Annotated in this window: 17 protein-coding genes; 11 read left to right on the plus strand and 6 right to left on the minus strand. The window is 66.5% G+C overall.

Annotated features, from left to right (window positions below; genetic code table 11):
* Window positions 1-4 precede the first annotated feature (4 nt).
* Window positions 5-877, plus strand: coding sequence for an endonuclease/exonuclease/phosphatase family protein (locus L1F06_RS00840; protein ID WP_003242179.1), 873 nt, complete (start codon window positions 5-7; stop codon window positions 875-877).
* A 5-nt stretch (window positions 878-882) separates the two neighbouring features.
* Window positions 883-2,703: a GGDEF domain-containing protein gene (locus L1F06_RS00845; protein ID WP_129483261.1), complete on the plus strand. Its 1,821-nt coding sequence runs from the start codon at window positions 883-885 to the stop codon at window positions 2,701-2,703.
* A 17-nt stretch (window positions 2,704-2,720) separates the two neighbouring features.
* Here the strand turns inward: L1F06_RS00845 and L1F06_RS00850 are convergent, their stop codons facing one another.
* Window positions 2,721-4,232, minus strand: coding sequence for a nucleobase:cation symporter-2 family protein (locus L1F06_RS00850; protein ID WP_003242181.1), 1,512 nt, complete (start codon window positions 4,230-4,232; stop codon window positions 2,721-2,723).
* A 230-nt stretch (window positions 4,233-4,462) separates the two neighbouring features.
* Between L1F06_RS00850 and L1F06_RS00855 the strand changes: the two genes are divergently transcribed.
* A complete protein-coding gene (locus L1F06_RS00855; RefSeq protein ID WP_003242182.1) occupies window positions 4,463-5,053 on the plus strand; it encodes a MarC family protein in 591 nt (196 codons plus the stop codon).
* Window positions 5,050-5,832, plus strand: a complete 783-nt coding sequence (locus tag L1F06_RS00860; protein WP_096824965.1) for an N-acetylmuramoyl-L-alanine amidase — start codon at window positions 5,050-5,052, stop codon at window positions 5,830-5,832. The genes L1F06_RS00855 and L1F06_RS00860 overlap by 4 nt, the downstream gene beginning before the upstream one ends.
* Window positions 5,833-5,835: 3 nt before the next feature.
* Here L1F06_RS00860 and L1F06_RS00865 read toward each other — a convergent pair whose 3' ends face one another.
* The 3 genes from L1F06_RS00865 to L1F06_RS00875 all read right to left on the minus strand — a co-directional run bounded on the left by L1F06_RS00865 (window position 5,836) and on the right by L1F06_RS00875 (window position 7,458).
* Window positions 5,836-6,240, minus strand: coding sequence for a DUF1330 domain-containing protein (locus L1F06_RS00865; RefSeq protein ID WP_129483262.1), 405 nt, complete (start codon window positions 6,238-6,240; stop codon window positions 5,836-5,838).
* 113 nt (window positions 6,241-6,353) lie between these two features.
* Window positions 6,354-7,016 (minus strand): DUF3313 domain-containing protein, encoded by a 663-nt coding sequence (locus tag L1F06_RS00870; protein ID WP_129483263.1) that lies wholly within the window; start codon window positions 7,014-7,016, stop codon window positions 6,354-6,356.
* 34 nt (window positions 7,017-7,050) lie between these two features.
* The gene (locus L1F06_RS00875; RefSeq protein WP_011920483.1) at window positions 7,051-7,458 is read right to left on the minus strand and encodes a response regulator; all 408 of its coding nucleotides are present in this window, start codon (window positions 7,456-7,458) and stop codon (window positions 7,051-7,053) included.
* Between the two features lie 143 nt (window positions 7,459-7,601).
* On the opposite strand from L1F06_RS00875, the gene L1F06_RS00880 reads away from it, so the two are divergent.
* From L1F06_RS00880 to L1F06_RS00905, 6 genes are all read left to right on the plus strand, one after another.
* Entirely contained in the window at window positions 7,602-11,078 is a 3,477-nt protein-coding gene (locus L1F06_RS00880; RefSeq protein WP_252576718.1) for a response regulator, read from the plus strand.
* Window positions 11,078-11,887, plus strand: a complete 810-nt coding sequence (locus L1F06_RS00885; RefSeq protein WP_003242194.1) for a CheR family methyltransferase — start codon at window positions 11,078-11,080, stop codon at window positions 11,885-11,887. The genes L1F06_RS00880 and L1F06_RS00885 overlap by 1 nt, the downstream gene beginning before the upstream one ends.
* Window positions 11,884-12,495 carry a chemotaxis protein CheB gene (locus L1F06_RS00890; protein WP_129483265.1) on the plus strand — a complete coding sequence of 204 codons (612 nt, stop codon included), beginning with the start codon at window positions 11,884-11,886 and terminating at the stop codon, window positions 12,493-12,495. The genes L1F06_RS00885 and L1F06_RS00890 overlap by 4 nt, the downstream gene beginning before the upstream one ends.
* Window positions 12,489-13,676: a hybrid sensor histidine kinase/response regulator gene (locus L1F06_RS00895; RefSeq protein WP_129483266.1), complete on the plus strand. Its 1,188-nt coding sequence runs from the start codon at window positions 12,489-12,491 to the stop codon at window positions 13,674-13,676. The genes L1F06_RS00890 and L1F06_RS00895 overlap by 7 nt, the downstream gene beginning before the upstream one ends.
* Window positions 13,677-13,851: 175 nt before the next feature.
* Complete coding sequence (locus L1F06_RS00900) at window positions 13,852-14,139, plus strand: hypothetical protein (RefSeq protein ID WP_003242201.1); 288 nt, start codon at window positions 13,852-13,854, stop codon at window positions 14,137-14,139.
* An 18-nt stretch (window positions 14,140-14,157) separates the two neighbouring features.
* Complete coding sequence (locus L1F06_RS00905; protein WP_003242203.1) at window positions 14,158-14,343, plus strand: PA3371 family protein; 186 nt, start codon at window positions 14,158-14,160, stop codon at window positions 14,341-14,343.
* 25 nt (window positions 14,344-14,368) lie between these two features.
* Here the strand turns inward: L1F06_RS00905 and L1F06_RS00910 are convergent, their stop codons facing one another.
* Window positions 14,369-16,165: an ATP-binding protein gene (locus L1F06_RS00910; protein WP_129483267.1), complete on the minus strand. Its 1,797-nt coding sequence runs from the start codon at window positions 16,163-16,165 to the stop codon at window positions 14,369-14,371.
* 13 nt (window positions 16,166-16,178) lie between these two features.
* Entirely contained in the window at window positions 16,179-17,531 is a 1,353-nt protein-coding gene (gene algB, locus L1F06_RS00915; protein ID WP_129483268.1) for a sigma-54-dependent response regulator transcription factor AlgB, read from the minus strand.
* A gap of 209 nt (window positions 17,532-17,740) precedes the next feature.
* On the opposite strand from algB, the gene L1F06_RS00920 reads away from it, so the two are divergent.
* The gene (locus L1F06_RS00920) at window positions 17,741-18,571 is read left to right on the plus strand and encodes a BON domain-containing protein (protein WP_129483269.1); all 831 of its coding nucleotides are present in this window, start codon (window positions 17,741-17,743) and stop codon (window positions 18,569-18,571) included.
* Window positions 18,572-18,618: the final 47 nt, after the last annotated feature.

The following is an 18,618-nucleotide window of genomic DNA, read 5'->3' on the forward strand; positions in this document are numbered from 1 at the left end:
GAGCATGTTGCGCCGCTGGCGAAAGACTCGTGCGGTTGGCCTGTGCGACCCACGGGTCAACCCGCACTGCCAGCCCAACGCCGAATGGCCCAGCGACGGCCTGTTGCGTCTGCTCAGTTTCAACGTGCAGGTCGGCATCAACACCCAGCGTTACCATCACTACCTGACCCGCAGCTGGCAGCATCTGCTGCCGCATGCCGGACGTGCCGGCAATCTGCAGCGCATCGGCGACCTGCTCGCCGACTTCGATCTGGTCGCCCTGCAGGAGGTCGATGGCGGCAGCCTGCGTTCGGGCTACGTCAATCAGGTGGAATATCTGGCCCAGCAGGGCGCCTTTCCCTACTGGTATCAGCAGCTCAATCGCAACCTCGGGCGCTTCGCCCAGCACAGCAACGGCGTGCTCAGCCGTCTGCGTCCGACCCTGCTGGAGGATCACCCGCTGCCGGGGCCACCAGGGCGCGGGGCGATTTTCCTGCAGCTGGGCGAGGGCGAACACGCCCTGTGCGTGGTGATGATGCACCTCGCCCTGGGCGCGCGTACCCGTACCCGGCAGCTGGCCTACATCCGCGAGCGGGTCGGCGAGTTCCGCCACCTGGTGTTGATGGGCGACATGAACACCCATGCCGTCGACCTGCTGGAGAACTCGCCGCTGCGCGATCTCGGCCTGATCGCCCCGCAGGCCGAAGCGACCTTCCCCAGCTGGCGGCCACAGCGCTGCCTGGACCATATCCTGCTCAGTTCCGAACTCGAACTGGGGCGCGTCGACGTGCTCAGCCAGCCGATTTCCGACCACCTGCCGGTGGCCGTGGAAATCCGTCTGCCGGGCGCTCAGAATGCTGCGCCAATGCCTATGCTGAAGACGCCATCCCCTGAGTAAGTCGTATGAGCGATGACGCGCAACGCTGGAAAGACAAATACCTGAGCAGCCTGGAGCAGCAGGAAAAGCTCGAGCGGCGCTGGGAGCTGCGCCTGGATCTGCTGCGCCGTGGCCTGGTGCGCAGCAGCCTGGCCGCCGAGGGGGCGGACAAGGCGGTCGACCAGTGCATGCAGGAGATGCGCGACATCTTGCGCCGCGACGACATGGATGCCGCGCTGGGCGGTTTGATTCCGCGCCTGGAAAGGGCCGTACTGGATTCGGAGCAGCGTCGCCAGCAGCGCGCCGAAGAGGCGACGGCGGCGCTGGCCGGCCTGGTCGAGCAGCTGCAGCGCCTGCAGCCGCCGCGCGAGGTACGCAAGGCGCTGAAGAGCCTCGGCAAGCAGTTGCAGGCCGCCGTGGGTCAGCAGCATCAGCTGCCGGCGCTGCTCAGCCAGCTGCGCAACCTGCAGGGACAGGCGCTGACCGTGCTGCAGGCGCCGGCCCAGGAACAGCCGGGGTTGCTGCAGCGTCTGTTCGGCAGTCGTGGCGATGCCGCCGAACAGGCGCAACCGGCCGAACAGGTGGCTGCCGCTGCTGGCGAGACGCAGCAGATCGCCGCCGAACTCCTCGACTCGCCGGCCGCACCGGTGCCCGCGCCTGCCGCCGCACTCAGTACTGCCGCGCCTGCACGATCGTCATTGGCGCCGCGGGCGGCGCTGGACAGCCTGCCGCTGCCGCCCGGCCTGGTGCCGCAGCCCGAGGATGAGGATAGCCCCTTCTCGCTGCCGACCAGCGAGCCGGGCTACAGCGCCGTGGCGCCGCATATCGCCAGCAGCCTGCGCAGCCTGCTCGATGAGCTCGAACTGCCGGCCCGGCATCGGCCGCAGGGCGAAGCCCTGCGTCTGCGCCTGGAAGGTGGCCTGAACTGGTACGAACTGGTGCCGGTGCTGGATGACCTGGCGGTGCTGGTGCTGGCCGTGACCGACAGCGGTCAGCGCGAATTCGCCGGCTACCTCAAGCAGCTCAACGAGCGGCTGGAAGCCTTCCTCGGCACCCTCAGCGAGGCGCACGAAGGCTACAGCGCGTCGGTGGAAAGCGCGCGCAGCTTCAACCAGGAGCTGCGCGACCAGGTCACCGATCTGCAGAACCGCGTGCAGGAGGCTGCCGATCTGGAGGCACTCAAGCAGGCGCTGGAGCAGCGCCTGGACGGTCTGCTGCAGAGCGTCAGCGTGCATCAGCGCCAGCGCGACAGTCGCGAGGAGGAAGTGGCCGAGCGCCTGCAGGGACTGGTGCAGCGTGTCGCCGACATGGAGCGCGAGGCGCAGCAGTTTCGCGAACACATCGAGGAGCAGCGGCAGAAGTCCCTGCTCGATCCGCTCACCGGGTTGCCCAACCGGGCGGCCTGGAGCGAGCGCCTGGAGCTGGAAGTGGCTCGCCGCGCGCGCTACGGCGGGGAGCTGCTGCTGGCGGTGCTCGACGTCGACCATTTCAAGCGCATCAACGACGGCTACGGGCACCTGGCCGGCGACCGGGTGCTGAAGATCATCGCCGGCGAACTGCACAAGCGCCTGCGCAAGACCGACTTCATCGCCCGTTTCGGTGGCGAGGAATTCGTGCTGCTGATTCCGGCCACTCCGCTGGAGGGTGGCATGCAGTTGCTGGAAACCCTGCGCGCCGCCATCGAGGCCTGTCCGTTTCACTTCAAGGGCGAGCCGGTGACCATCACCCTCTCCACCGGCCTTGCCGAATTCCGCGACGGCGAGAGCGCCGAGGCGGTATTCGAGCGTGCCGATCAGGCGCTGTACCGGGCCAAGGGCAACGGGCGCAATCGCGTCGAACTGGGCTGAGGCCCGCCGCTGCCGCCTCAGTGGTCGGCCAAGGCCGCCTGCCGTCTGGTCTGCGTCTTGCCGTGGGCCTCTTCCTCGTCCTGCAGCGGCACCTCGTTGCCCTGTGCGTCATACAGCTTGCCGCCGATGAAATGGTCGCCCTCATGCAGGGCGGCGATGTCGCGATAGCGCAGGCTGCGCTCGGTACCGGCCACGAACACCGACTGCTGGTCGGAATTGCCCGCGGTGAAATGGTTGAACAGCAGGTTGAGCAGGATCGCCATGATCGCCGCCGAGCTGATGCCGGAGTGGAAGATGGTCTCGAACCAGGCCGGGAAGTGATGGTAGAAGCTCGGCATGGCGATGGGGATCATGCCGAAACCGACCGAGGTGGCGACTATCACCAGGTTCATGTTGTTGCGGTAGTCGACCTTGGCCAGGGTACGGATACCGCTGGCAGCGACCGTGCCGAACAGCACGATACCCGCGCCGCCCAGCACCGAGGTCGGCACCGCGGCGATGACCCGGCCCATGATCGGCAGCAGGCCGAGGGTGACCAGAATCAGGCCGCCGGTGGCCACCACGTAGCGGCTTTTCACCCCGGTCACGGCCACCAGGCCGACGTTCTGGGCGAAGGCGCTCTGGGTGAAGGAGCCGAACAGCGGCGCCACCATGCTGGCGATCATGTCGGCGCGCAGGCCGTTGCCGAGGCGTTTGGAGTCCACCTTGGTATCGATGATGTCGCCCACCGCGAGGATGTCGGCCGAGGTTTCCACCAGGATCACCATTACCACGATCAGCATCGAGACGATCGCCGCCACCTCGAATACCGGCATGCCGAAGTGCAGCGGCGCCGGGAAGGCCAGCACCGGGCCTTCGCCGACCCGGGAGAAGTCGGCCATGCCGAAGGCCAGCGCCACCAGGGTGCCGATGACCATCGCCAGCAGGATCGACAGACGCGAGATGGTGGCGCTGCCGACCTTGCTCAGCAGCAGCACCGTGGCCAGGGTGAAGGCCGCCAGGCCGATGTTGCCCATGCTGCCGAAGTCCGCCGCGGCGCTGTTGCCGCCCATGGCCCAGCGCGCGGCCACCGGCATCAGCGTCAGGCCGATGGTGGTGATGACGATGCCGGTCACCAGCGGGGGGAAGAACTTGGTGATCTTGGAGAACACCGGCGTGATCAGCAGGCCGATCAGCGCCGCGCCTATCACCGCGCCGAACACCACCGGCAGGCCGCCTTCGCCGCCATTGGCGCCGACTATCGCGACTATGGTGGCGACGCTGGCGAAGGACACGCCCTGCACCAGCGGCAACTGGCAGCCGAAGAAGGGCAGACCCAGGGTCTGCAGCAGGGTGGCCGCGCCGCCGACGAAAAGCGAGGCGGCGATCAGCAGGCCGATGTCCGCAGGCGACAGGCCGGCCGCCTGACCGACGATCAAGGGCACCGCGACGATGCCGCCATACATGGTCAGTACGTGCTGCAGGCCGTAGAGAAGATTGGAGCCGATACCGAGGTTCTCGTCCTCGGGGCGCTGAGGGGTGGAGGTCATGGGCAAGCTACTCGCTGTTGTTCTTGTGTGCGTACTGTAGACACTTAATGGCTATATTGGCTACAGCTTTGTATACATTTCTTTCTGCGAGCGCTTCGGGAACGCTTTGCCTGGAGGTGGTCACAAAAATGCCCCGGTACCGAGTCCGCGTTGCAACCTGACCTGGCGGCCGGCTCGCTGGGATGCCCCCTCAGGCCCTAGACTATGCGTCCCTGTCATCGGAGACGCCCATGGACATCTTCAGCATCGCCGTGCTGATCTTTTTGGTCACCGACCCTTTCGGCAACATCGCCATCTATATCGCCGCGCTGAAGAACGTCGCGCCGCGCCGACGCCTGTGGATCGCTGCGCGCGAGCTGCTGTTCGCCCTCGGCCTGCTGCTGCTGTTCCTCACCTTTGGTGACAAATTCCTCTCCAGCCTCGGGCTGTCGCGCGAGGCAACCGCCATTGCCGGCGGTATCATCCTGTTCGTCATCGCCATGCGCCTGATCTTTCCCAGCCCGCAGGGCCTGCTCGGCGACGTGCCGGATGGCGAGCCGATGCTGGTGCCGCTGGCCACGCCGGCGGTGGCCGGGCCCTCGGCCCTGGCAGTGCTGATGACCCTGCGCAACACTCACACCGGGCCGCTCTGGGAGCTTTACCTGGCGGTCATCCTGGCGTGGGCGGCGACGGCATTCATCCTGCTGCAGGCGTCGTTCCTGCAGCGTTTTCTCGGTAATCGCGGGTTGATGGCGGTGGAACGACTGATGGGCATGCTGCTGATCATGCTCAGCGTCGACATGCTGCTGGACAACCTGCAGAGCGTATTCGGTCACGCATGAAGTCTCTCAGCCTTGCCCTGCTTCTTGTCCTGCTCGCCGGTTGCACCGGCGGGCTGCGCATCGACGACAGCCACACCGCAACGGGGCAGAACAGCCGCGTGCAGTACGTGGTGCTGCACTACACCTCGGCCGATCTGCAGCGTTCGCTGAATCTGCTGACGCAGACCGAGGTGAGCAGCCATTACCTGATCGGCGACGCGCCGCCGACCGTCTACCGCCTGGTGGACGAGAATCGCCGCGCCTGGCACGTCGGCGTCAGCGAGTGGCAGGGGCGGACCTGGCTCAACGCTTCGACCATCGGCATCGAGCTGGTCAACCAGGGGTACTACGAGACCCCGGCCGGTCGTTACTGGCAGCCGTTCGCCCCGCAACAGATCGACACCCTGATCGTGCTGCTCAAGGACATCGTGCAGCGCCACCAGCTGCCGCTGGGCTCGATCATCGCCCACAGCGACGTGGCGCCGCAGCGCAAGGTCGATCCAGGGCCGCTGTTCCCCTGGAAGCGGCTGGCTGACGAAGGCCTGGTGCCCTGGCCGGACGAGGCGCGGGTGGCGCGGCAGCAGGCGCTGTTCGCCATCAGCCTGCCCGGCATCGAGTGGTTCCAGGAGCAGCTGGCGCAGCAGGGCTACACCGTGCCCCGGCATGGCGAGCTGGACGAAGCCACGCGCAATGTCATTGCCGCCTTCCAGATGAAGTACCGCCCGGCCAACTACGATGGCCAGCCGGACGCCGAAACCGCAGCGCGGCTGCTGGTGCTCAACCAGCAGGCGGCGGGTTAGCGCTCAGGCAGGTGTCGTGCCGATCAGGCGCGAATCGGCCAGCGCCGCGCTGCGGTGCACGGTGGCGGCCTGGTATTCGGGGTCGGCCAGCATGCTCAGAAAGGCGGCGGTCGAGGGATAGCGCACCAGCACGAGCTGGTCCCAGTGCTCCCCGGCCGGCGCGATCAGGGCCATGTGGGCATTGGCCAGCAGCTGCACCTCGCCACCCACGCCGCGTACCTTGCTCAGTGCCGTGCGGCTGTAGCGGGCGTAGGCGTCATGGCCACTGCAGGGCGCATGTGCGCTGTCGGCGGGATACGCGGCCTGGTCGTTGAAGCGCAACAGGTTGAGCATCAGGATCGGCGTGTCGCTTGGCATGCGCGTGGCGAATTCGGCCAGATCGGCTCGGCTGGGATCGATGCTGGGCATGGCAGGTCCTTGCTTGTGGTGTTGCGCCGAGCCTGGCCTTGCCGCCGGGCGGCGGCAAGGGTTATCGATACCCCTGATGCCGCACGATCCGTGCGGCTGAGCGCGGCAGTCGGTCAGCGCAACCCAGGGTGGAAGTCCCGCGCGTCCCGTGCCCAGCTGTCGAGCACCGGCTTGAGGTCATCCAGCGTGAGCTGGGTGCTGCTGTTTTCCAGCGTCAGGCCATGGCCCTTGCGCACCACCCGGACCATCGGCTCGCTGTTGCGGGCGTCCAGCGCCTCCAGTTCGATGAAGATCTCGCTGTCGCGGTCGCGCGTGCCCGCGGCGGTTGTCGCAGCCGCCACGACCAGGGCGACGGGGATCACCTCGTAGGCCTTGAGCCCCTCGGTGGCCACCGTCACGCCGGTGATGGCGCTGCGCAGTACCAGGCTGTCCATGGTCGGTTCGCTGAGCACCTTCATGCGCCCCTGCACTTCGCGTATCAACGCCTGATGCAGGTAATTGCGCACCTCCTCCAGGGTTTGTGCGCTGATCTGCTCGTTGGGCACGGGCTGGGGATGGAAGGTGGGTTTCTCGATGTACACCGCGCTGTAGCTTTCGGCCTTGAACTGCGGCGAGATCCAGCGCAGTACGGGCGCGCCGGTGGCCGAGGTGGCTGGCTGGAGCTGCGAATAATCGGCGAGGTAGCCCGAAAACTGCGTGGGGCTGGTGGTCTGGCTGGCGCAACCGCTCAGCAGCAAGCCAGCAAACAGAAGGCAAAGCGGGTTGGCACGGCGCATCGCAGACTCTCCTGTCCAGGGATCTGCGTCCAGCCTAGATGCCGCTCCGCTTGTTCGCCAGTTCCTCCAGGCGACGGGCGAGCACCGTGAGATCGTAGGGTTTGACGATGCTGTCGGTGGCGGCGGCCGTATCGCGGGCGCGCACCTCGTCGAGCAGCTCGCGCTCGTTGTAGCCACTGGCGAACAGTACCGGCAGGGTGGGGCGCAGCTTGCGCGCAGCCTCGACCAGCGCACGCCCGTCCATGTCGGGCAGGCCGATGTCGCTCATCAGCAGATCGCAGGGCTGATCGCTCTGCAAAAGTGCCAGTGCGCTGCTGCCGTCGCGCAGGGCCTGCACGCGATAGCCGAATTCTTCGAGTACCTGCGCAGTGAGCTGGCGAACGACGTCGTCGTCCTCGACCAGTACGATGGTCTTGACGATGGCGGAGCCGGTTTCGGTCATGGGACTCTCTGTTTCGGCGCGCAGAATACGCAAATGTTTGGCAAACTTCGGGGTCTGCGGGCGGTCAGTGTGCCACAGGCCTTCAGGATAGATAAGCAGAAGCGAGACATCGAATGGACGTCCCAGTGTCGAACGAGTCCGCAATGGACGAAAAGAGCTTTCGCCGCATTCTCAACCGTAACGTCGGCCTGCCGCTTGGTCTGGGCCTGGTCAGCGCCCTGTTCTTCGCGGTGCTGATCGGCTACCTGCTCAACGTGATCCGCTGGGTCGAGCACACCGATCAGGTGCTGAACCGGGCCAGCGAGGTGTACAAGCTGACACTCGACCTGGAGACCGGCATGCGCGGCTTCCTGCTCAGCGGCCGCGAGGACTATCTGGCGCCCTACGAGCTGGCCCGCGGCAAGTACCGCCCATTGGTCGAGCAGATGATCACCATGGTCAAGGACAATCCGCCCCAGGCGCAGCGCCTCGAGCGTCTGCTGGCCATGCAGGCGCAGTGGGATGCCTTCGCCCAGGAGGTGATCGCCAGCCGTCGCAACGGCCGCGATATTCTCGAAGAGGTGGGCAGCGGCCGCGGCAAGAACCTCACCGATGGCATGCGCGGAGAGCTGGATGCCTTCATCAGCAGCGAACGTGACCTGCGCCGGCACCGCAATGCCCAGGTCAGCAGCGCCACCACCTGGGGCGCCGGCATCTATCTGGTGGTCAGCATCCTGTTCAGCGCCCTGCTGGCCCTGTTCGGCCGGCGCGAGCTGCTGAACCTTTCGCACACCTATTCCGCGGCGCTGGGCAAGCAGGCCGAGTACGCCGAGGAGCAGCATCAGCGGGCCTGGCTGCGCGGCGGACAGACGCAACTGTCGGAGCGCCTGCTGGGCCAGCCGCAGGTCAACGAGCTGGCCGAGCGCTCGCTGGTATTCCTCGCCGAATACCTCGACTGCGTGGTCGCCGCGCTGTACCAGCGCGATGCCCGCAGCGGCGACCTGCGGCGTATCGCAGGCTATGGTTTCAGCGAGGGCGAGGCTCTCAGGGACGAGTTCTACCGCGGCGAGGGCCTGGTCGGGCAGGCCGCCCAGCGGCGCCGCCTGGTGTGTCTGGACAACCTGCCCGCAGACTACATCAAGGTCACCTCGGGCCTGGGCGATGGCCAGCCCGTGAGTGTCGCCCTGGTGCCGCTGCAGTCGGAGGATCGCGTCAACGGCGTGCTCGAGCTGGCATTCATGCGCGTGCTCGAGCCTCGCGAGCGCGAGTTTCTCGAATCCATTTCCGCCAGCGTCGGCACCGCGCTGGAAGCATCGCTCTATCGCCAGCGCCTGCAGGAGGTGCTGGCCGACACCCAGCAGCTCAACGAGGAGCTGCAGACCCAGCAGGAAGAACTGCGCGCCGCCAACGAGGAGCTGGAGCAGCAGGCCCGTGTGCTCAAGGAGTCCCAGGCCCACCTGGAGACCCAGCAGGCCGAGCTGGAACAGACCAACGAGAAGCTCTCCGAGCAGGCGCAGACGCTGGCCGACCAGCGCGACGAGCTGGACCAGCGCAACACCGCCCTCGGTCGCATCCAGGCGCAACTGGAAGAGCGCGCCGAGGAACTGCAGCGCGCCAGCCGCTACAAGTCCGAGTTCCTCGCCAACATGAGTCACGAGCTGCGCACACCGCTGAACAGCTCGCTGATCCTGGCCAAGCTGCTGGCGGAAAACGCCCGGGGCAACCTCGACGAGGAGCAGGTCAAGTTCGCCGAGTCCATCTACTCGGCCGGTAACGACCTGCTCAACCTGATCAACGACATTCTCGACATCGCCAAGGTCGAGGCGGGCAAGCTCGAGGTGCGCCCCGAGCGCACGCCGCTGGCCGGCATGCTCGAGAGCCTGAGCGACGTGTTCGAGCCGCTGGCACGCGAGCGCGGCCTGAGCTTCGAAATCGAGCGCCAGGCCGAGCTGCCGCAGACGCTGTTCACCGATCGCCAGCGTGCCGAGCAGATCCTGCGCAATCTGCTGTCCAACGCCTTCAAGTTCACCGACCGCGGTGGCGTGACCCTGCGCGTGTCGCGCCACGACGAGCAGACCCTGGCGTTTGCCGTGAGCGACAGCGGTATCGGCATCGCCCCGGATCAGCAGGAGGTGATCTTCGAGGCCTTCCGCCAGGCCGACGGCACCACCAACCGCCGTTACGGCGGTACCGGCCTGGGGCTGTCCATCTCGCGCGATCTGGCCGGCCTGCTCGGCGGCTCCATCGGCGTCAGCAGCGTGCCCGGCGAGGGCAGCACCTTCACCCTGCTGCTGCCAGAGCGGCTGCTGGACCACGGCGCGCCGGCCCGGCCGCTGCCCGCTGCCCCGGTTTCGCCGCCGGCAGTGGTCGCTTCCGTCCCGGCGGCGCCGCTGCCTGCCGCACCGCGCGCGCCAGCGCCCTTCGCCGACGACCGCGAGCGCCTGGGTGAACGCGGCGGCCGCCGCGTGCTGGTGGTGGAGGACGAGGTGCGCTTCGCCCGCATCCTCTTCGATCTGGCTCACGAACTGGGTTACGCCTGCCTGGTGGCCACCAGTGCCGACGAGGGGCTGGAGCTGGCTCGTCAGTACCGTCCGGACGCCATTCTGCTGGACATGCGCCTGCCCGACGATTCCGGGCTCGGCGTGCTGCAGCGCCTGAAGGACGACGCGCAGACCCGTCACATCCCGGTTCATGTGGTCTCGGTGGAGGACCACAGCGAGGCGGCCCTGCACCTGGGCGCCGTGGGCTATGCGCTCAAACCCACCAGCCGCGACCAGCTCAAGGAGGTGTTCGGCAAGCTGGAGGCCAAGCTCAATCAGCAGGTCAAGCGCGTGTTGCTGGTCGAGGACGACCCGCTGCAGCGCAACAGCATCGCCCGTCTGATCGGCGACGAGGACATCGAGATCAGCGCTGTGGCCCTGGCCGGCGAAGCGCTGGAGAAGCTGCGCGACACGGTGTTCGACTGCATGATCATCGACCTCAAGTTGCCCGACATGCTCGGCAACGAGCTGCTGCGGCGCATGGCCGAGGAGGACATCTGCTCCTTCCCGCCGGTGATCGTCTACACCGGGCGCAACCTCACCCGCGAAGAAGAGGCCGAGCTGCTGCGCTATTCGCGCTCGATCATCATCAAGGGCGCGCGCTCGCCGGAGCGTCTGCTGGACGAAGTCACCCTGTTCCTGCACAAGGTCGAGTCGTCGCTGTCCAGCGAGCATCAGCGCATGCTCAAGACCGCGCGCAGCCGGGAAAAACTGTTCGAAGGGCGCCGCCTGCTGCTGGTGGATGACGACGTACGCAACATCTTCGCCCTGTCCAGTGCGCTGGAACAGAAGGGGGCGGCGGTGGAGGTGGCCCGCAACGGCTTCGAGGCGCTGGCCAAGCTGGACGAGCACGACGACATCGATCTGGTGCTGATGGACGTGATGATGCCGGAGATGGATGGTTATGAGGCCACCCGCAAGATTCGCCAGCAGCCGCGCTGGAACAACCTGCCGATCATCGCGGTGACGGCCAAGGCGATGAAGGACGACCAGGAGCGCTGCCGCGAGGCCGGCGCCAACGACTACCTGGCCAAGCCCATCGACCTGGATCGCCTGTTCTCCCTGATCCGCGTGTGGATGCCCAAGCTGGAGCGTCTCTGATGCCTGACGAGATCGAGCTGCGCCTGCTGATCGAAGCGATCTACCTGCGCTACAGCTACGACTTTCGCGACTACTCCAAGGCATCGCTCAAGCGCCGCGTGCGGCAGGCGCAGGTGCAGCTGGACTGCCCGACCATCTCGGCCCTGCAGGAGCGCATCCTGCACGAGCCGCAGGTGTTCATGCAGCTGCTGCAGTACCTCACCATCCCGGTCAGCGAAATGTTCCGCGACCCCGGCTACTTCCTGGCGCTGCGCCAGCAGGTGGTGCCGCTGCTGCACACCTATCCTTCCCTGAAGGTCTGGGTGGCCGGCTGCAGCACCGGCGAAGAGGTGTATTCCCTGGCTATCCTGCTGCGTGAGGAAGGCCTGCTGGAGCGCACCATGATCTATGCCACGGACATCAACCCGCATTCGCTGGAGAAGGCCGAGCAGGGCATCTTCGCCCTCGACAACCTGCGCACCTACACCCAGAACTACCAGCTGTCCGGCGGCAAGCGCGCCTTCTCCGACTACTACTCGGCGGCCTACGACCGGGTGCTGTTCGACAAGTCGCTGCGGGCCAACGTGACCTTCGCCGATCACAGCCTGGCCACCGACAGCGTGTTTGCCGAGACCCACCTGGTGTCCTGCCGCAACGTGCTGATCTACTTCAACCGTGACCTGCAGGACCGTGCCCTCGGGCTGTTTCACGACTCGCTGTGCCATCGCGGCTTCCTCGGCCTGGGCAGCAAGGAAAGCCTGGATTTCTCCGCCTATGCCAACCAGTTCGAGGCGTTGGCGCGGCCCGAGCGGATCTTTCGCAAGCGATGAACGAGCAGAGGATCATGCTGCGTGGCCGCCCCCGCGTGCCCCTGCAGGCACTGCTGCTGGGCGCCTCCGCCGGCGGCGTGGAGGCGCTGCTGCAGCTGCTCGTCGATCTGCCGCCGAGCTACCGCCTGCCGGTGGTGTGCCTGCTGCATCAGCCCGATCGCAACGACAGCCTGCTCGCCGACCTGTTCGCTCGGCGCCTGCAGCTGCAGGTCAAGGAGGCCGCGGACAAGGAATACCTGCGCGGCGGCGTGGTCTACGTGGCGCCGGCCGGCTATCACCTGTCCATCGAGGCGGATCGCAGCTTTTCCCTCAGTCGCGAGGAGCCGCGGCATTTCTCGCGGCCGTCGATCGACATTCTGTTCGAGTCCGCTGCCGACGCCTACGGTGCGCGGCTGGCTGCCGCCCTGCTCACCGGAGCCAACGAGGACGGCGCGGCCGGCCTGCTGGCGATCCAGCGGGCCGGCGGCCTGACCTTGGTACAGGACCCCGCCGACGCCCAGGTCCCGACCATGCCGGAGGCGGCGCTGGCGCTGCTGCAACCGGATTTTCTCCTGCCCCTCACCGCCATGCGACTGCTGCTGGCCGAACTGGATGCCCCGCCATGCTAAGGAAGATTGAAGCCAAGGTGCTGATCGTCGACGACCTGCCGGAGAACCTGCTGGCTCTGCGCTCGCTGATCCAGAGCGACGATCGCACGCTGTTCCAGGCCAGTAGCGCCGACGAGGCGCTGTCGCTGATGCTCGAGCATGAATTCGCCCTGGCCATCCTCGATGTGAAGATGCCGGGCATGAACGGTTTCGAACTGGCCGAGCTGATGCGCGGAACGGAGAAGACCCGGCATATCCCGATCATCTTCGTCAGCGCCGTCGGCCGCGACATGGACTATGCCTTCAAGGGCTACGAGAGCGGCGCTGTGGATTTCCTGCACAAGCCGCTATCGCCCTTCGAGGTGCGCAGCAAGGTGTCGATGTTCGTCGAGCTGTACCGTCACCGCAAGGCGCTGAGCCAGCAGCTGGAAGTGCTCGAGGCCGCGCGGCGCGAACAGGAGGCCCTGCTCACCGAGCTGCGCGAGACCCAGGCCGAGTTGCAGAAGGCGGTGCAGATGCGCGACTCGTTCATGTCCATCGCCTCCCACGAGCTGCGTACCCCGCTCAATGGCCTGATCCTCGACGTGCAGCTGCGCAAGCTGCGCCTGGAGCAGGGCCGCACGGATGCCTTCACCCCGGACAAGCTGCACGAGATGATCGCCCGCGACGAGCGACAGATCCGCAGCCTGAGCCGCCTGATCGACGACATGCTGGACGTGTCGCGCATCCGTACCGGCAAGCTTTCGGTGATACCCCAACCGGGAGACCTCGGCGTACTGGCCGGCAACGTCGTGGAGGGTCTGGCCGCGCAGTTCGCCAGTCAGGGCAACCACATCGACCTGCAGGTGGACGGCCCCGCGCCGGTGATGATGGACGAGTTCCGCATCGAGCAGGTGCTGGCCAACCTGCTGACCAACGCCTTGCGCTACGGAGGCGGCAAGCCGGTGCTGGTGCGGGTCAGCAGCGAGGGCGAGACCGTCCGCGCCGAGGTGCGCGACCAGGGCATGGGCATTTCCGAAGCGGACCAGCGGCGGGTGTTCGAGCAGTTCGAGCGGGTCTGCGACGCCGGTGTCGCCCAGGGGCTTGGGCTCGGCCTGTTCATCAGCGAGCAGATCGTGCAGGCCCACGGAGGGCGCATCGAACTGAGCAGCCGCCTGGGTGAGGGCTCCTGCTTCAGCGTCCTGCTACCGCGCCGCGTCTGATCGTGCAAATTGCATGTGTCGCGTTTCATGCATCTTGCAAAGTGCAAGGCAGATGGCTTTTATTTTTAGAATAAGTGCCTGATTTATAAGGATTTTTTGTGTCGTTTCGGATTGGCATGAGCGCTGCAGAAATCAGTCCCGTAAGCCCCGACTGACCTGCTGATGGAGAAGCGCCATGTACCTCGTCCGACTGAGCCTGTTCTGCGTCGCTACATTGCTGGTCAACGGGGCTTACGCCAACGATTTCATCGGTTCGGCCGGCGCCAGTGCCAGGACCGCCGACCTTACCGTTTCCAATGCTCAGTCACGCGAATCCGCTTCTGCCGAGCAGCGCGAGTTGAGTCAATCCAGCGGCTCCCGCCGTGCCCAGGACGATGCCCAGTGGCTGCGCATCTCCGACGAGACCGATACCGCCAACCGCGAACCGCGTCCCGCCGTCAGCACGCCGCGCTGGGTGTTCTGACCGACAAGGAATTGCGCCATGTCCCGAAGTGCCGTCATCCTGCTGATCATGACGCTCCTGAGCCTGGCCAGCCTCTGGCTGATGCCCGGCCTGGGAGAGCCGGTCAGCCTGCTGCTCAAGGGCGCCGCTGCCGTCTTCGGTCTCGGCTTCCTGCTGGCGTTGATGCTGGGTCGCCGCTTCAAGTTCGACCCCGTGCTGCGCTGACCGAACGCCTTGCGCTAGCCGGGCGCTAGACCGGCAGGCTGAAGTAGAAGTTGGCGCCTTCGCGCGGGCGGGAGCGTACGCCCAGCTGCCCGCCAAACAGCTGCACGATCTCCCGTGCCAAGGCCAGCCCCAGCCCGACCCCACCCTTGCGCCGGCCGATCTGCACGAACGGCTCGAAGATGCGCGCCTGCTGTTCGTAGGGAATGCCCTCGCCCTGGTCTTGCACGCTGACGATCACCTGTTCGCCGTGGCGGTGCGCCTGCAGGGTCACGGTGCCGCCCGAGTCGCTGTGGCGCAGCGCGTTGCTGAGCAGGCTGTCGAGCAGGCGGTGTAGCTGGCCCTCATCGAGGCTCAGGCGCGGCAGCGGCTGGTGCAGCTCGCAGGTGATGGTCACGCCGCGCTCGCTTGCTTCGTCGGTGAAGCGCTGGCGCGCCTGCTGGAGCATGACGGCGAGATCGCACGGGACCCGCTGCAGGGTCTGCAGGCCGTTCTGGTAGCGCGAAAAGTTGAGCAGGTCGTCGATCAGCTGCACCAGGCGGCGCATTTCCTCGTCGACGGTGCGCATCAGGTCCTGCTCGCGTCCGCCCGCTGGCACCTGCAGCCGTTCGCGCAGCAGGCTGAAGGCCATGTGCATGCCGGTGATCGGTGTACGCAGCTCATGGGAGGCACGCAGGATGAATTCGCTGCGTACCCGCTCGAAGGCGCGTTGCTCGGTGACGTCACGCAGCACCATCACGGCGCCGACACTGCCGCCCTCGCGAACCTGTACCGGGGTCAGGGCCCAGGCCAGCAGACGAACCTCGCCGTTGCGGTCGATCTGCAGGTCTGCCGGTGGCGCGCGCATCGGCTCGCCGGCCAGCACCTGGCGCAATGCCTCGTCCACGGCGTGGCCGGGCAGCAGCGGGCCGATGGGCTGATCCTGTATGTCCTGCTTCCACGACAGCTGGCTCAGGGCCACGGGATTGGCATGCTCGACGCGGCCCAGGGCATCGAGGATCACCAGGCCGTCGTCGATACTGTCGAGCACCGCCTTCAGACGGCCTTCGCTGTTGAGCAGCTGCTTGAGATTGCTCGAATGGTACTGGCGCAAGGCCTCGGTCATCAGGCCGAAGCGGCGGCTCAACACGGCCAGCTCCACCACTGGTGACACCGGCAATACCACGTCGTACTGGCCTTTGCCGATCTGGTCCGCGGCGCGCGCCAGCAGATCGATGGGGGCGCCGAAACGGCGGGCGATGCCGTTGGCGGTGATGACGCCGATCGCCAGCACGGCCAGGCCCGTCATCACCAGCAGGCCGGCGATCAGCCGGGAGCGCTCGCCGGCCTTGTGCTCGGCGGCGATGACCCAGCTGACGACCCGGTCCTGCTGATCCAGCAGGTGGTTGCGTAGCTTCTGGAAGGCTTCGGTAAAGGGGATGTTGCCAGCCAGGTTGTGCGGCGACTGGCCGGCAGGAGTGGCACTTTCAGCCACCTGTTCCATCTGGCGATGCAGGATCGCGGCCTGCTCGAGGCCCTGCACGTAGTCCGCGCCCAGCTTGGCGCCGAAACCTTCGGCCAGGGTGCTGCGAAAGGCCTGACGGATATTTTCCAGGGCCTCCGGGTTCGGTGTCTGGCCGATCAGCAGGATCAGCTCGTCGCCCAGGTGCTGGCGCAGCTTCTGGCCGATCTGCACGGCGGTGAAGCCGCGCTGGATCAGGTCGCTCTGGCTGCGGGACATCTGCGTGACGCTGAACAGCCCGAGCAGCAGCCCCAGCAGCGCCACGGTGATCAGCGCGGAAATGCTGAGGAACAGACGCGTGCGAAGCTTCATCGACAGCTTCATGGCGATTCCATGGTCAGAGGTTGTACTGCTTGCGTTTGCGATACAGGGTCGAAGTATCGATGCCCAGGGTCCTGGCGGCCATGTCCAGGGTGTTGCTGCTGGCCAGAACGGCAGCGATATGAGCCTTTTCCAACTCCTCGAGGCTCATGGGCGCGCCCACGCGGATGGCGCCGTTGGGCGCATCGCTGCTGCCGCCGAGGCCGAGGTGGGCGACCTCCACGGCCTCCTGCTGGCAGATGATGCTGGCGCGCTCGATGACGTTGCGCAGTTCGCGGATGTTGCCCGGCCAGTGGTAGGACTGCAGGGCGGCGACCGCCTCGGGGCTGAAGCCGCAGGCCGGGCGGCCGTAATCGCTGACGAAGTGGGCGAGAAAGCGCTCGGCCAGGGACATCACGTCTTCATGGCGTTCGCGCAGCGGCGGCAGCTTGAGGGTGATGACGTTGAGGCGATACAGCAGGTCCTCGCGAAAGCGCCCCTCGCGCACCATCTCGTCCAGATCCAGGTTGGTGGCGGCGACGATGCGCACATCGGCGCGGCGGGTGACCGGATCGCCCACGCGTTCGTATTCCTTGTCCTGGATGAAGCGAAGCAGCTTGGGTTGCAGGGCGAGCGGGAAGTCGCCGATCTCGTCAAGGAACAGGGTGCCGCCGTCGGCCTGGCTGACCCGGCCCTGGGTGCTCTCGCTGGCGCCGGTGAAGGAGCCGCGGGCATGGCCGAACAGCTCGCTTTCCATCAGCTCGGCGGTCAGCGACGGGCAGTTGATGGTCACGCAGGTGCGCTTGGCGCGGCGGCTCCAGCCGTGGATGGCGCGGGCCAGTTCGCCCTTGCCGGTGCCGGATTCGCCGAGGATGAGGATGTTGGCATCGGTGGCCGCCACCTGGCGCGCGGTTTCCAGGATCGCCATCATCGTCGGGCTGTGCGAGTCGAGACCGTCCTTGGCCTTGCGCACTTCGCCTTCCAGCGCCTCCAGCCGCGCCGCCAGGGCGCGCACCTCCAGCTGCTTGATGGCGGCGAGGCGCAGCTGGTCCGGCGTGCAGGGCTTGACCAGATAGTCGGCGGCGCCGGCCTGGATCGCGTCGACCGCGGTGTCCACGGCCGAGTGGGCGGTGACGATCACCACGCGCATCCAGGGGGCCTGGATGCGCATCTGCGCCAGCAGGTCGAGGCCATTGTCCTCGCCCAGGCGCAGGTCGAGGAAACACAGGTCGAACACCTGGCGCTGCAACAGCGCTTCGGCCTGCGCCGCGCTGCTGGCGCCGGCGACCTCGTAGCCCTCATCTTCCAGGCAGTAGCGGAAGGTGCGCAGGATTGCCGCCTCGTCGTCCACCAGCAGAATGCGCCCGCTGGTCTGTTCTGACGCTGCCATGTTGTTGCTCCCTGTGACTGGTCGATGGAGGTTAGTCAGGTAAAAGTCGTGCAAGTTGCACGGTAGTATGCCTGCAACCCTGCAACCTGCACGCAGGGGGCGCCTGATAGTGGTTAATAAGTATCTGTTTTAAAAGGATTATTTCTTTTGTCCGGGCTGGCACGGGCCTTGCGAAATTGTTCTCGTGATTCACCCGCGAGGACCCTGTAATGCCGTTTTTGAGAACCCTGATGCTGGCCGGTGGCACTGCGCTGCTGCTGAGTCTGACGCCCCTGGCCAGCCATGCTGCCACGGACGGGCTGACCGAGCAGATCGAGGCCGCACGCCAGGAGGGTTCGATCTGGACGGCCTTCGCCCTGAACCGTCACCTCAACCCCTTCAGGCTCGACGTGGCAGTCGAGAAGGGCCGCGCCACCCTTGATGGTCAAGTCGAAAGCGAGGTGCAGAAGGAGCTGGCCGAGGAGGTGGCGCTGAGCGTGAAGGGGGTGGAGCGCGTGGATAACCGCATCGTGGTCGATGCCGCCACCGCTGAGAACGAGCCGCCGCGGCTGGTGCAGCAGCTGGAGGACGCCAGCCTGGCGGCGACGGTGAAATCCAAGCTGCTGTGGAACAGCAACACCCGTGGCCTGGATATCCAGGTCAAGAGCCAGAACGGCGCCATCACCCTCAGCGGCCACGCGCAGACCCCGGCCGCCAAGGAGTTGGCCGGCCAGCTCGCCGCCAACACCGATGGCGTGCGCGAAGTGTTCAATCACCTGAGCATCAGCACCGCCGACAGCAGCAGTAGCGAGGTGCAGACGGCTGTCGAGGAAGCGCGCGAAGACATCAGCGACAGCTGGATCACCAGCAAGGTCAAGGCCAGCTTCCTGTATAGCCGCAACCTTGATGCGCTGAACATCTCGGTGGACACCGAGGACGGCCTGGTCAGGCTACGCGGTAGCGTGCTGAGCAGTGCCGAGAAACGTCTGGCGGTGGAGATCGCCCGCAATATCCGCGGTGTGCGCGGCGTCGATGCCGACGCCCTGCGCATCAGCAGCTGAACCTGACCGATACCGGCCGACGGAATGGCCGACAACCGCAAGTCCCA

The sequence above is a fragment of the Pseudomonas hydrolytica genome, from assembly GCF_021495345.1.
Taxonomy (GTDB): domain Bacteria; phylum Pseudomonadota; class Gammaproteobacteria; order Pseudomonadales; family Pseudomonadaceae; genus Aquipseudomonas; species Aquipseudomonas hydrolytica.

Excerpts from the sequence above, each read along its gene's own strand:
- L1F06_RS00840 (WP_003242179.1), top strand. The coding sequence starts at position 5 with ATGTTGCGCCGCTGGCGAAAGACTCGTGCGGTTGGCCTGTGCGACCCA.
- L1F06_RS00845 (WP_129483261.1), top strand. The coding sequence starts at position 883 with ATGAGCGATGACGCGCAACGCTGGAAAGACAAATACCTGAGCAGCCTG.
- L1F06_RS00850 (WP_003242181.1), bottom strand. The coding sequence starts at position 4,232 with ATGACCTCCACCCCTCAGCGCCCCGAGGACGAGAACCTCGGTATCGGC.
- L1F06_RS00855 (WP_003242182.1), top strand. The coding sequence starts at position 4,463 with ATGGACATCTTCAGCATCGCCGTGCTGATCTTTTTGGTCACCGACCCT.
- L1F06_RS00860 (WP_096824965.1), top strand. The coding sequence starts at position 5,050 with ATGAAGTCTCTCAGCCTTGCCCTGCTTCTTGTCCTGCTCGCCGGTTGC.
- L1F06_RS00865 (WP_129483262.1), bottom strand. The coding sequence starts at position 6,240 with ATGCCCAGCATCGATCCCAGCCGAGCCGATCTGGCCGAATTCGCCACG.
- L1F06_RS00870 (WP_129483263.1), bottom strand. The coding sequence starts at position 7,016 with ATGCGCCGTGCCAACCCGCTTTGCCTTCTGTTTGCTGGCTTGCTGCTG.
- L1F06_RS00875 (WP_011920483.1), bottom strand. The coding sequence starts at position 7,458 with ATGACCGAAACCGGCTCCGCCATCGTCAAGACCATCGTACTGGTCGAG.
- L1F06_RS00880 (WP_252576718.1), top strand. The coding sequence starts at position 7,602 with ATGGACGAAAAGAGCTTTCGCCGCATTCTCAACCGTAACGTCGGCCTG.
- L1F06_RS00885 (WP_003242194.1), top strand. The coding sequence starts at position 11,078 with ATGCCTGACGAGATCGAGCTGCGCCTGCTGATCGAAGCGATCTACCTG.
- L1F06_RS00890 (WP_129483265.1), top strand. The coding sequence starts at position 11,884 with ATGAACGAGCAGAGGATCATGCTGCGTGGCCGCCCCCGCGTGCCCCTG.
- L1F06_RS00895 (WP_129483266.1), top strand. The coding sequence starts at position 12,489 with ATGCTAAGGAAGATTGAAGCCAAGGTGCTGATCGTCGACGACCTGCCG.
- L1F06_RS00900 (WP_003242201.1), top strand. The coding sequence starts at position 13,852 with ATGTACCTCGTCCGACTGAGCCTGTTCTGCGTCGCTACATTGCTGGTC.
- L1F06_RS00905 (WP_003242203.1), top strand. The coding sequence starts at position 14,158 with ATGTCCCGAAGTGCCGTCATCCTGCTGATCATGACGCTCCTGAGCCTG.
- L1F06_RS00910 (WP_129483267.1), bottom strand. The coding sequence starts at position 16,165 with ATGAAGCTGTCGATGAAGCTTCGCACGCGTCTGTTCCTCAGCATTTCC.
- algB (WP_129483268.1), bottom strand. The coding sequence starts at position 17,531 with ATGGCAGCGTCAGAACAGACCAGCGGGCGCATTCTGCTGGTGGACGAC.
- L1F06_RS00920 (WP_129483269.1), top strand. The coding sequence starts at position 17,741 with ATGCCGTTTTTGAGAACCCTGATGCTGGCCGGTGGCACTGCGCTGCTG.